The sequence below is a fragment of the Pseudoduganella plicata genome, from assembly GCF_004421005.1.
GTDB lineage: Bacteria > Pseudomonadota > Gammaproteobacteria > Burkholderiales > Burkholderiaceae_D > Rugamonas > Rugamonas plicata.
Map to the genome: position 1 here is coordinate 4920304 of NZ_CP038026.1, position 12990 is coordinate 4933293.

General features: G+C 65.1%; 9 protein-coding genes. 8 read left to right on the plus strand and 1 reads right to left on the minus strand.

The window, feature by feature from the left end:
• Positions 1 to 137: 137 nt before the first annotated feature.
• The 8 genes from E1742_RS21820 (at position 138) to E1742_RS21855 (ending at position 12162) form a co-directional block, all read left to right on the plus strand.
• Positions 138 to 1142, plus strand: coding sequence for a YVTN family beta-propeller repeat protein (locus tag E1742_RS21820; protein ID WP_134387221.1), 1005 nt, complete (start codon positions 138 to 140; stop codon positions 1140 to 1142).
• 18 nt (positions 1143 to 1160) lie between these two features.
• Complete coding sequence (locus tag E1742_RS21825) at positions 1161 to 1958, plus strand: polysaccharide deacetylase family protein (protein ID WP_134387222.1); 798 nt, start codon at positions 1161 to 1163, stop codon at positions 1956 to 1958.
• Between the two features lie 7 nt (positions 1959 to 1965).
• Positions 1966 to 2961 carry a sterol desaturase family protein gene (locus tag E1742_RS21830; protein WP_134387223.1) on the plus strand — a complete coding sequence of 332 codons (996 nt, stop codon included), beginning with the start codon at positions 1966 to 1968 and terminating at the stop codon, positions 2959 to 2961.
• A complete protein-coding gene (locus tag E1742_RS21835; RefSeq protein ID WP_134387224.1) occupies positions 2961 to 3788 on the plus strand; it encodes an EI24 domain-containing protein in 828 nt (275 codons plus the stop codon). The genes E1742_RS21830 and E1742_RS21835 overlap by 1 nt, the downstream gene beginning before the upstream one ends.
• Positions 3785 to 4576: a competence/damage-inducible protein A gene (locus E1742_RS21840; RefSeq protein ID WP_134387225.1), complete on the plus strand. Its 792-nt coding sequence runs from the start codon at positions 3785 to 3787 to the stop codon at positions 4574 to 4576. The genes E1742_RS21835 and E1742_RS21840 overlap by 4 nt, the downstream gene beginning before the upstream one ends.
• Positions 4577 to 4863: 287 nt before the next feature.
• Positions 4864 to 8007 carry a transglycosylase domain-containing protein gene (locus E1742_RS21845; protein WP_134387226.1) on the plus strand — a complete coding sequence of 1048 codons (3144 nt, stop codon included), beginning with the start codon at positions 4864 to 4866 and terminating at the stop codon, positions 8005 to 8007.
• A gap of 133 nt (positions 8008 to 8140) precedes the next feature.
• Entirely contained in the window at positions 8141 to 9514 is a 1374-nt protein-coding gene (locus E1742_RS21850; RefSeq protein WP_134388274.1) for a TAXI family TRAP transporter solute-binding subunit, read from the plus strand.
• 149 nt (positions 9515 to 9663) lie between these two features.
• Complete coding sequence (locus E1742_RS21855) at positions 9664 to 12162, plus strand: TonB-dependent receptor plug domain-containing protein (RefSeq protein ID WP_134387227.1); 2499 nt, start codon at positions 9664 to 9666, stop codon at positions 12160 to 12162.
• Positions 12163 to 12274: 112 nt separating this feature from the next.
• On the opposite strand, the gene E1742_RS21860 is transcribed toward E1742_RS21855, so the two are convergent.
• The gene (locus E1742_RS21860; RefSeq protein WP_134387228.1) at positions 12275 to 12745 is read right to left on the minus strand and encodes a rhodanese-like domain-containing protein; all 471 of its coding nucleotides are present in this window, start codon (positions 12743 to 12745) and stop codon (positions 12275 to 12277) included.
• Positions 12746 to 12990: the final 245 nt, after the last annotated feature.

Genomic DNA, 12990 nt, shown 5'->3' on the forward strand with positions numbered 1-12990 from the left:
CGATGACGTTCTGTAAAGGCCGTTGTTTTTCGTGCGGAACCTCGGCTTAATCGCCCCTTAAATCTTGTCCTCCGTAACTATTGCTCAGGCGTTTAACCGTAAAATAGAGCCTTCCATCCCTTACCAGGCGAACCTACATGTTCCGCAGTATCCGTCGCGCTATGATTTCCGCTTGCCTGCTCGCCGCCGGCGTGGCCCAGGCCAATGTCCCGCCAGCGGGCGTCGCCAAGCCCGCCTCGGGCAATGTGGTCGTCGTGCTCAATTCCCGCGACGCCACGGTGCAGCTGCTGGACCAGTCTTCGTACAAGAGTCTGCAGACGTTCGCCGTCGGCAAGGAGCCGCACCACCTGATGGCCACGCCGGACAACAAGTCGCTGATCGTGGCCAGCTCCGCCGGCAACGAACTGGTGTTCCTGGACCCGAAATCGGGCCAGGTGCAGCGCCACATCAAGGACATCCTGGACCCGTACCAGATCGGCTTCACGCCGGACCAGAAATGGTTCGTCGCGACGTCGCTGCGGCTGGACCGCGTCGACCTGTACAAGTTCGACGGCAAGGATTTCACGCTCTCCAGGCGCCTGCCGATGCCGAAGTTGCCCAGCCATATCGCCTTCGACGCCCACAGCAAGATGGCGTTCATCACGCAGCAGGGCAGCGACCAGGTCAGCGCGATCGACCTGGCCACGCAGACGATCAAGTGGACCATCCCCGTCGGCAAGCTGCCGGCCGGGATCACGATGACGCCGGACGACAAGTATCTGCTGGTCGGCATCATGGGCAGCGACTACGTGGAAGTGATCGACTGGCGCACGCAGAAGACCGTCAAGCGCATCAAGGCCGGCGCGGGCACGCACAATTTCCGCGCGCAAGGCGATAACCGCTACACATACGTGTCGAACCGCGTGTCCAATTCCATCAACATCATCGACCAGAAGACGCTGGAAAACGTCGGCCAGATCAATGTGCCGGGCGGTCCGGACTGCATGGAAATCACCGCTGACGGCAAGACCATGTGGGTCACGCTGCGCTGGATCAAGAAGGTCGCCGTGATCGACCTGGCCAGCCGCAAGGTCGTCAAGTACATCCCTGTCGGCCGCTCGCCGCACGGTGTGTTCTTTGCCAATTCGTCCGCCCGCATGTAACGGGCGCGCGCGCCTGCCATGACCGCAACAAAGCGTCTTTCCGCCATCGTCACCGCCGCCCTGGCACTCCTTGCGACCGCTCCCGCGGGCGCGGGGCAGTGCGGCGGCACCATCTACCTCACGTTCGACACGGGCAGCCAGTCGCAGGCCGAACTGATCGCCGGCACGCTCAAGCGCCACAATATCCGCGCCACCTTCTTCCTGGCCAACGAGAAGACGGTGCGCGGCGATTACTCCCTCGATCCCGCCTGGGCGCCGTTCTGGAAGGCGCGCGTGGCCGAAGGCCATGCATTCGGCTCGCACACGTTCGATCACGTCTACTACGCCGGGGACGGCTCGGACGGCGGCATCGTCGTCAAGCCGCAATTCGGCCCTGAAGCGGGCAAGCGCCAGCGGTGGACCGCCGCGCAGTTCTGCGCCGAGATCGGGCGGGTCGACACCCGCTTTGCCGAACTGACGGGCCATCGTCTCGATCCGATCTGGCGCGCTCCCGGCGGCAAGACGTCTGCGCGTACAATAGCGGCCGCGCGGAGTTGCGGCTATACCCATTTCGGCTGGGCGCCGGCGGGGTTTTCCGGCGACGAGCTGTCCAGCGCCGCGTATCCGAATGCGGCGCTGCTGAAGAAGTCCCTCGATAACCTGCGCGATGGCGACATCTTCCTGGCCCATATGGGCATCTGGTCGCGCAAGGACCCGTGGGCGCCGGCCAACCTGGAGCCGCTGATCGCGGGGCTGGAACGCAAGGGCTTCTGTTTTGCCACCCTGCGCGAGCATCCGCATTTTGGCAAATCCCGTACCACCAACACAGCGAAATAAAAACAACATGATTCATCTGCTGACCGAATGGTTCGCACAGGCGCAGGGCTGGCTGTTCCAGTCCGTGATCGAACCCGCGATGTATTACTCAGGCCAGGCCGACTTCCTCGAGGACGCGTTCGAGGGTACCGAATGGTTCCTGATCGGCCTGTGCGAACTGGTGCTGATCCTGCTCGTGCTGCGCCCGCTCGAAGCCCTCGTGCCGGTGCACCGGTTCACGGACACGCGCGCGCGCTGGAACGATTTCGTCTACACGCTGCTGCACCGCCTGGGGTTCTTCCCCGTGCTGATCTTCTTTACCGTCGATCCGGTGATGGATTCCGTGGCGGGCCTGCTGCGCATGGATGGCGTGCGCCCGTTCAACCTGGAGAACCTGGCGCCGGACATGAGCCCGCTGGCCAGCTTCGTCATCTACTTCGTTGTGCTGGACTTCTTCGATTACTGGTTCCACCGCGCCCAGCATCACTTCCGCTGGTGGTGGGGGCTGCACAGCCTGCACCACAGCCAGCAGAACATGAACCTGTGGAGCGACGACCGCAACCACGTGCTCGACGACCTGCTGCGCGACCTGTACATGGCGCTGATCGCGCTGGCCATCGGCGTGCCGCCGGGCCAGTACGTGCTGCTCGTGTCGCTGTCGCGCATCCTGCAAAGCCTGCAGCATGCCAACGTGCGCATTCACTTCGGCCGGGTCGGCGAATGGCTGCTGGTGTCGCCACGCTACCACCGCATGCACCACGCGGTGGGCAAGGGCCACGAGTCGAAGGGCACGGGTTCGCTGGGCGGCTGCAATTTCGCCGTGCTGCTGCCGGTCTGGGACATCGTGTTCCGCACCGCGAACTTCACGCCGGAATTCGCCCACACGGGCGTGCGCGACCAGCTGCCGCGCACCCGTGCCGATGGCAGTGTCGTGCCGGGCCGCGACTACGGCCGCGGCTTCTGGCGCCAGCAGTGGCTGGGCGTGAAGCGGATGATCGAGTTCGGCCGCCGGAGGGCCCGCTGATGCGCGCCGTCGCCAACGCCTACGGCCGCGCCGTCCTGTCGCAGATGCACGTGCGCATGCTGGTGCTGTCGGCAATGCCGCTCGTGCTGTCGCTGCTGCTGTGGGGCGTGGTGCTGTATTTCGGCCTGCAGCCGCTGCTGGACTGGCTGCATGCGAACTTCGTCGACTACGAGATCTTCCGCACCACCAGTTCCTGGCTGGAGTCGATGCATCTGGGCTTTCTGAAGTCGGTCGTGGTGCCTTTCTTCGCGCTGCTGCTGCTGTTGCCGCTGATGATCCTGTCGGCGCTGCTGTTCATGAACATCGCGGCGATGCCGTTCATCGTGCGCCACGTGGGCGGGCGCCATTATGCCAAGCTGGAAAAGAAGGAGGGCGGCAGCATGCTGGGCGGGCTGCGCGCGGCGGTGTCGTCGTTCCTCGTCTTCATCGTCGTCTGGCTGGCTACGCTGCCGCTGTACATCATCCCGCCGCTGGCCGTGATCTCGTCCACCTTGCTGTGGGGCTGGCTGACCAGCCGCGTGCTGTCGTATGACGCGCTGGCCGATTACGCCAGCGAAGAGGAACGCCGCACCATCCAGCGCGAACGGCGCTGGGACCTGCTGGTCATCGGCCTCGTGTCCGGCGCCGCCGGCGCGCTGCCGCCGCTGCTGATGGCGGCCGGCGCCGCGCTCGTCATCGCGCTGCTGCCGCTGTTCCTCGCGCTCATGATGTGGCTGTACGTGCTCATATTTATCTTCACGGCGCTGTGGTTTCAGTATTATTGTCTCGAGGCGCTGGCGCAGCTGCGCGCGCGCAGCGACAGCACAACCGTTGTGGAGAGCGTATGACGATCGGACTCATCATCATTGGCGACGAGATTTTGTCGGGCAAGCGGGTCGACCAGCACTTCCCGAAAGTGCTGCAGCTGCTGGCCGCGCGCGGCTTGCAGCTGGGCTGGGCCGAGTACCTGCCCGACGATCCGGTCCGTATCACGGCCACGCTGCGCCGCACCTTCGCCACGAGCGACATCGTGTTTTCCTGCGGCGGCATCGGCGCCACGCCGGACGACCACACGCGTGCTGCCGCCGCTGCGGCACTGGGCCGCCCGCTCGTGCTGCACGAGGAAGGCAAGCGCAATATCCAGGCGCGTATTGTGCAGATGGCGCGGGAAGCAGGAAACGAGGCCGATCTGGCGTCGCCGGAAAACCTGCACCGCCTCAAGATGGCCGAGTTCGCCGAAGGAGCAGCGCTGATCCCCAACCCGTACAACAATATCGCCGGCTTCGCGCTGGGCACCCATTACTTCGTTCCCGGCTTCCCCGTGATGGCGTGGCCGATGATCGAGTGGGTGCTCGATACCCACCATGCCGACCTGTTCAACCGCGAGCCGCGCAGCGAGCGGGCCGTGCTGGTGTACGAGGCCGCCGAATCGGCGTTGACGCCGCTGATGGTGGCGCTGGAGACATCCTTCCCCGGCATCAAGGTGTTCAGCCTGCCCAGCGTGGGCGACGCCCGGACACGCCGGCATATCGAGCTGGGCGTGAAGGGCGCGCCTGATCAGGTCGAGTCCGCTTTTGCACGCCTGTGCGCCGGCCTCGATGCGCTGCGCGCCGAGTATCATCCCGTCGACAGATGACGCCCGTGTGACGCCGATGTGACAGCATGTTTGCACGTCAACCAACGGGCCATGCGGCCCGTTGTTTTTTTGCGAAAATGACGGGGCCGCGTCAATTATTCGCCGAGTTGGGCTGTGCGCGTCAGGCCGATGTGGTGCAATGACGTTAGCGCGCTGCAACATAAACGGGGCGGCGCAACGAGTCGTCGGCGCAAACGCCAACGATGCACCGGATACTAAAATCGCAGCAGTGATGTAGCAGAACCGCAGTACACCACGCAGCAAAACCACGCAGTCATTTGAATTCTATGTCTTCCCAAACCGACCACGAGAGCCCGCGCCTGGACGACGACCAACCGGCCACGCCGCCACCCTCCGAACCCCGCAAGAGCCGCCGTTCGCGCAATGCCTTCATCGTCCTGATGCTGGTCGTGCTGTCGTTCGCGATCTGGTGGATGGTGCAGGAGTTCCGGACCTCGACAATGCAGTCGCGCTATTTCTCCGGCGTCGTCAAGCAGCTCACCTACAAGGTCGAACCCGGCCCCAGCAAGTCGATCCGCTTTCCGAAGGAGAGCCCGTACGACGAGCGCCTGGGCTATGCCAATATCCCGGACTACCTGGCCCGGCTGAAGCAGCGCGACTACGAGATCACGGCGCAGGCGCGCTTCTCGCCGAAGATGGTGCAGCTGGCCGACATGGGCGTGTTCACCACGTTCCGCGAAAAGACCCGCACGGGCCTGACGATCTACGACTGCCGCGCGCAGCCGCTGTTCAGCGCCAGTTACCCGGAGCGGATCTATCCGGGCTTCGAACAGGCCCCCCAGGCGTTGATCCACAGCCTGCTGTTCATCGAGAACCGCGAGCTGCTCGACAACAAATATCCGACCCGCAATCCGGCCGTCGAGTGGGACCGGCTGTCGAAGGCGATCCTGGAAAAATCGGCCAGCGCCGTTGGGCTGGTGGGCAGCCGCGCCGCCGGCGGCAGCACGCTGGCCACGCAGATCGAGAAATACCGCCACTCGCCGGAAGGTCGCACGGGATCGATGAAGGACAAGCTGCAGCAGATGGTTTCGGCCACGTTGCGCGCCTACCAGCAGGGCCCGGACACGACGGCGGTGCGCCGCCAGATCGTCGTCGATTACCTGAACACCGTGCCGCTGTCGGCGAAGCCGGGCTACGGGGAAGTCAACGGCATCGGTGACGGCATGTGGGTCTGGTACGGCCGCGACTTCAACGAAGTCAACGAGCTGCTGTCGGGCAGCATGGACAAGCCGGGCAGCGCGCTGGCCTTCAAGGAAGCGCTGTCGCTGCTGATCGCGCAGCGCCGCCCCAGCTACTACCTGGGCGCCGGCGACGAGGACCTGGAAACGCTGGCCAACAGCCACCTGCGCCTGCTGGCGCAGGCCGGCGTTATCACGCCGGCACTGCGCGATGCGGCGCTGCAGGTCAAACTGCGTCCGGCCCAGGGCAATGGCCTGCAGTCGGCGCCGCCGATGAGCTACGTGACGAAAAAGGCGTCGAACGCCGTGCGCGTGCACCTGGCAAACCTGCTGGGCGACAACCGCATGTACAACCTGGACCGGCTCGACCTGTCCGTCGTCAGCACGCTCGATGCCACGGCGCAGAAGGCCGTGACGTCGATGCTGCGCGAGCTGCGCGAGGTGGAAGTGGCGGAAAAGGCCGGCCTGACGGGCAAGGGCATGCTGGGCAACGGCGATCCGGCCAACGTCGTCTACAGCTTCACCTTGCTGGAGAAGGGCGACAAGGTCAACTACCTGCGCGTGCAGACGGATAACTACGACCAGCCGCTGGACATCAACGAGGGCGCGAAGCTGGATCTGGGCTCCACGGCCAAGCTGCGCACCCTGGTGACGTACATGGACATCGTCGACCAGCTGCACAAGAAGTACGGCCGCATGAGCGTGGCCGAACTGCAGAAGGTCATCGTCGATCCGAAGGACCGCCTGACCACGTGGGGCATCGAGTACCTGGCGATGACGCCGATGGACAAGCGCGACCTGACGGGGATGCTGAATGCGGCAATGGAGCGCAAGTATTCGGGCAATCCCGGCGAAGGCTTCTTCACCGGCGGCGGATTGCACTACTTCGGCAACTTCTCCAAGCTGGACGACTCGAAAATCCTGACGGTGCGCGAAGGCCTGCGTCATTCGACGAACCTGTTGTTCGTGCGCCTGATGCGCGACGTGGTGCGCTACTACTCGTTCCAGACGCCGGGTTCATCGGCCAGCCTGCTGGCCGATGCGGACGATCCGCGCCGCGCCCAGTACCTGGCGCGCTTCGCCGACAAGGAAGGCAAGGAATTCCTGTACCGCTTCTACGCCAAGTACAAGGGCAAGCCGAAGTCGCAGCTGGACAGGATTCTCGTGGACAGCATCCGCCCGACCCCGGTGCGCCTGGCGAACATCCACCGCACACTGTTCCCGAACGCGTCGCTAGGCGAGTTCGCGATGTTCGTCAACGGTAACCTGACGACGCAGAACGAAGTGCCGCAAGAGCGCCTGGAAAAGATGTACGACCAGTACGCGATGGACAAGTGGAACCTGGCCGACCGTGGCTACCTGTCGAACGTCCACCCGCTGGAGCTGTGGCTGGTGTCCTACCTGCGCCAGCACGAAGGCGCCACGCTGTCGCAGGCGGTGGCCGCGTCGGCGAAGGAGCGCCAGGAAGTGTATCAGTGGCTGTTCAAGACGCACCGCAAGCACGCCCAGGACCGCCGCATCGCCGGCCTGCTGGAAATGGAAGCGTTCATGGAAATCCACCGCCAGTGGAAGAAGATGGGCTATCCGTTCGATTCGCTGGTGCCGTCGTACGCGACCACCCTGGGCGCATCGGCCGACCGTCCGGCCGCGCTGGCCGAGATGATGGGCATTATCGTGAACGGCGGCGTGCGCAAGCCAACGCAACGCATCGATGCACTGCACTTCGCCGCCGGCACGCCGTACGACACGAAAGTGGCGCGAGCCAGGCAGGTCGCCGCCGAGCAGGTGCTGTCGCCGGAAGTGGCGCGCGTGGTGGCCGATGAAATCCGCGGCGTCGTCTCGGACGGCACGGCCAAGCGTGCCAAGGAAGCATTTATCGCGGCCGACGGCACCCATATCCTTGTCGGCGGCAAAACGGGTACGGGCGACCAGCGCTTCGACGTCTACGGTGGCGGCGGTCGCCTGATCGAATCGCGCTACGTGAACCGTTCGGCCACGTTCGTGTTCAATATCGGCGAACGCTTCTTCGGCAGCATGACGGCCTACGTGCACGGCCCGGACTCGAAGAACTACGACTTCACCAGCGCCCTGCCGGTGCAGTTGCTGACGGTGCTGGCGCCAAGCCTGATGCCGCTGATCGAGCCAAACCAGAAGGCCGCGCTGCCCACCGATTCGTCGGTGGCCGCCGCTGCCGCCGCGCTGGGTGCTCCCGTCAAAGCCTGCGGTGGTTGAACGATTGTTGGCCAAATGCCGGGGGGCAGAGCTTGGAAGATGGCCCTGCTCCCGGCGTTTCCGCTACAAACCTTGCGCAGCGGATGAAAAGTTGGCATCGTAGCCAGCCATGAAACCCGTCCTCCGCTCCACGATGAACCGCATCCGCAAGTTCACGAACTTTTCCATACGCGATCTCATCGCGTCCGCCGCTCCCACCATCCTCGTCATCGCCGCCATCTGCCTCGCCGCCTACCTGATCGTCGATCCGGCGCCGCCGCGCAAGGTCGTGCTGGGGACGGGCCAGGACAACAGCGCCTATGACGTCTTCGGCAAGAAGTACGCCGCGGCGCTCAAGGGCGACGGCATCGCCGTTACGCTGCAGCCATCGCACGGCTCGCGCGAGAACCTGCGCCTGCTGAAGGAAGGGAAGGTCGATATCGCCTTCATGCAGAGCGGGACGACCGACGAGTCGGCGCCGGAACGCGAGGGCCTCGTCTCGCTGGGCAGCCTGTTCACGGAACCCGTCTGGCTGTTCCTGCGCGAGCGTCCCGGCCAGCAGCCGATCGCGCAGCTGACGCAGTTGCGCGGCCTGAAGATCAATATCGGCGCCGGGGGCAGCGGGGCGCCGCGGCTGTTCCGGCAGATCCTCGACGTGAACGGTGTCGCCCCGGGCGAGCTGCAGGTCAGCCAGCTCGATAACACGCCGGCCACCGTGGAGCTGCTGGAAGGGCGCATCGACGGCCTGGTGTTCGCGGCCGCGCCGGACGATCCGCTGATCCAGATGCTGCTGCAGACGCCTGGCGTGGCGCTGTTCGATTTCACGCAGGCCGAGGCCTATACGCGCCGCCTGCCGTTCCTGACGCACGTGACGCTGCCGCGCGGGATTGTCGACCTGGGGCGCGACCTGCCGGCGCGCGACTATCACCTGATCGCGCCGACGGCCACGCTGGTGGCGCGCGAGGATCTGCACCCGGCGTTGATCGAGCTGTTCGTGCAGGCCGCGGCGAAGATTCACGGCGGGGCGGGGTGGTTCTCGCAGCAGGGTCAGTTCCCGTCCGCGCGCTACACGGAGATTCCCGTCGCCGACGAGGCGGCGAAGTTCTACAAGGACGGCGCGCCGTTCCTGCAGCGCTACATGAGCTTCTGGCTGGCGAACTTCCTCGACCGCATGTGGGTGCTCGTCGTGGCGCTGGGTGCGCTGATCCTGCCGTTATCAAAAGTGGTGCCGCCGCTGTACGTGTGGCGCGTCCGCTCGCGCATCTATCGCTGGTACGGCCAGCTGCGCACGGTGGAACAGGCGCTGGAAGAGGTACCGCGCGAGGCACCCGCGGCGCAGCGGATGCAAGTGGGGCGCGCGCAGCTGGCGCGGCTGAACGACATCGAGGACCGCGTCAACCAGATCTCCGTGCCGCTGTCGTTTGCCGACGATTTGTATGGCCTGCGCAGCCACATCCAGTTCGTCCGGCAGCGGATTCTTAGCCAAACACCGGATCTGGCGACAGAAAATACGGCCATTGCTGAATAGACCGTTTGTTTATCGCCACAGCTTGCCCTTTTAGCCACTGATTGATTTGACAGCAAGGCGCCCGCGCCGGGAAGATAAAGCCGACTGCCGCGCGCCGCGGCGGCCCTGCTGGATCGCCTGGCTCAATCATTGAACGAAAAGGGATCAAGATGCACCGGAATACCGTACCCACCAAGCTTCTTCTCGCCGCCGCCATCGCCTCGCTGTTCGGCCACGCCGGTGCCCAGGCCCAGACGGCCGACACGCCGGCCGTCGAATCGACCGTCATCGTGACGGGCACGCGGGTCTCGAACCGCACGGTGCTCGACACGTCCGCGCCCGTCGACATCATCTCGGCCGACACCATCAAGAACACGGGGGTACCGGAGATCACGCAGGCGCTGTCGGTGGCGCTGCCATCGCTGAACTTCCCGCGTCCGGGCCTGGCCGACGGCACCGATACCATCCGGCCGGCCACGTTGCGCGGCCTGGCGCCGGACCAGACGCTGGTGCTGGTGAACGGCAAGCGCCGGCATACGTCGTCGCTGGTCAACCTGAACGGCACCATCGGCCGCGGCTCGGCCGCCGTCGACATGAACACGATCCCGACGGGCATCGTCAAGACCATCGAAGTGCTGCGCGACGGCGCCTCCGCGCAGTACGGCTCGGACGCCATCGCCGGCGTCGTCAACATCCGGCTGCGCAACGACCACAGCGGCGGCGAGGCCGTCGTCAGCTACGGCAAGCGCATCACGGACTACAGCTTCGAGCCCGTGCCGGGACCGGCCGGCGCCACGTGGAGCAGCGAGACGGAGCGCTCGCGCCATGACGGCGGCGTGGCCACCGTCAGCCTGTGGAAGGGACTCTCGTTCGGCGAGACGGGTTTCGTGACCATCGCGGCCGAATACAAGGACCAGGACCATACGGAGCGGGGCGGCTACGACATGCGCCAGCAGTACCCGCTCCTCAGTGGCCAACAAGCTGGGCAGTTAGATCCACGCGAGAACACGATCGACCGCTTCAACGCGTGGTACGGCGAACCGGAAATGAAGCAGTCCACGATTTTCGCCAACGCCGGCATGAACCTGGGCGGCAGCGTCAAGCTGTATGGCTGGAGCAGCTACCAGAAGCGCGAGGCCCGCTCGGCCGGCTTCTTCCGCCGCGCGCTGCAGGACAATAACGTCATCGCCATCTATCCGAACGGCTTCCTGCCGATCATCGCCCCAAGCGTGGACGACTTCAGCATCGCCGGCGGCGTCACGTGGACGCTGGACGGCTGGGACATGGACAGCTCGCTCAGCTACGGCAAGAACAAGATGGGCTACACCATCGAGAACACCTTGAACCGCTCGCTGGGCGCGGCCAGCCCGACGACGTTCGACGCGGGCGGATATTCGTACGACCAGCTGACGTACAACCTGTCGGCCGTGCGCCAGTTCGACTGGGGCCTGTCGTCGCCCGTCAACCTGGCGCTGGGTGCCGAGGCGCGCCGCGAAGGCTACAAGCTGGAAGCGGGCGAGCCGGATTCGTACCGCAACGGCGGCATCCTGCTGCCATCGGGCCTGCCTACGGCGTCCGGCGCGCAGGTGTTCCCGGGCTTCCGCCCAAGCGACGAATCGGACAGCCACCGCAACGCGTTCAGCGTGTTCGCCGACGTGGAAGCGAACCTGACGCCGGAGCTGCTGGCGTCCTTCGCCGTGCGCGGCGAGCACTACTCGGACTTCGGCAACAACTGGTCCGGCAAGCTGGCGGGGCGCTATAACTTCACCCCGGCATTCGCGCTGCGCGGCTCCGTGCAGAACGGCTTCCGCGCGCCGTCGATGCAGCAGCAGTTCTTCACGTCCACGTCCACCAATTTCATCAACGGCATTCCGTTCGACCTGACGACGTTCAAGCCGACTGCCCCGGCCGCGGTGGCGCTGGGCGCGAAGCCGCTCGATGCCGAGAAGTCCACCAACTTCTCGCTGGGCGCCGTGGCGAAATTCGGCCGTGGCAGCATCACCGTCGACGGTTACCACATCAAGATCCGCAACCGCATCGTGCTGTCCGAGAACCTGACGCAGGCGAACGTGCGCAATTACCTGACCGCGAACGGCTTTCCCGGCGTGGGCGGCGGGCGCTTCTTCATCAACGGCGTGGATACGACGACCAAAGGGGTGGACATCGTCGCCAACTACCCGTTCGCGCTGGGCCAGGCCGGCAAGATCGACCTGACGCTGGCCGGCAACTACACGGACACCGAAGTGACGAAGGTGCCGGCAACGGCGCAGCTGGCGGCATTGTCGCCGGCGCCGGTGCTGTTCGACCGCGTCAACGTGCTGACGTTCGAGGAAGGCACGCCGAAGACCAAGTTCACGGCCAGCGGCACGTGGTTGCTGGGTCCCTGGGGCGCCACGTTGCGCGCCACGCGCTACGGCAAGGTGCTGACGCCAAGCTCGGCGCCATTCCCCGACCACCTGATGTCGGCCCGCACGCTGGTGGACCTTGAGGGACGCTTTGCGATCACGAAGGCGATGACGTTTGCCGTCGGCGCGGAAAACCTGTTCGACCAGTACCCGGACCCGTATCCGGCCGTGCTGAACTCGACGGGTAATGCGCCGTTCACCAACTACTCGCCGTTCGGCCGTTCGGGCCGCTACGTCTACGCGCGCCTGAGCTACTCGCTGTAACGCAAGTCGCAGGGAACTTGCTGGGGACTGTCCCTTCGGGACTGTCCCCGACTTTGCTTTCCGCTAATGACCCCGCTGCTTCCGGTAAACCTCGGGGACAGTCCCCACTGCATCAGGCGCCCACCCAGGGCAACCCGGCCTTGCACCATCCCCCGACTGTCTTCCGATGCCCCTCGGCGTCCTTGTCCCCCTCGAACCCCTCCAGGATATCGAAGCTGTTGGCATAGCCGTTCTCCGTGGCCAGCCTGGCGGCATGCCGCGAGCGCACGCCGGAGCGGCACAGGAACAGCAGCACGTCGTCTTTCGACGCCAGCGCGGCCAGTTGCTCGGCGAACGCCGGATTCGGCACGCCGCCCGGATACGTACTCCACTGCACCGCGCCATGCTGGGCGTCCGGAATCGCCACGCGGCCGACCCAGTCGCGCTCGGCGTTGGTGCGCACGTCGATCAGCCGGACGTTGGGATGTTCCTCCAGCAGTTGATATGCTTCCTGTGGCGTGACCGCTCCAGCATAGGGCAGTCCCGTGCCGCGCTCGCGGGCGCGTTCGAGGATGTCGGAGTCAATGCCTGTTTTGGTACTCATTTCGCGGTATCCCTCGAGGATCTTCGTTTATCATTGCGCGCGCCGGGTATTGACGACAGCGTGCCTGCAGCGCATACAGGGACTGGGATGCACCAATATATCCGGAATCGCCGACACGCTGCCCGAATTCGGTGCAGAATGCACGCATCGCACCAAAGCGGTGCGGTGCGGAGGTTGCGCTAACGTGGTGCAAAACAGGCCCGCGGCAGGCCCCGAACGATTTTAGTTTCCGTTGGCAGCAAGAT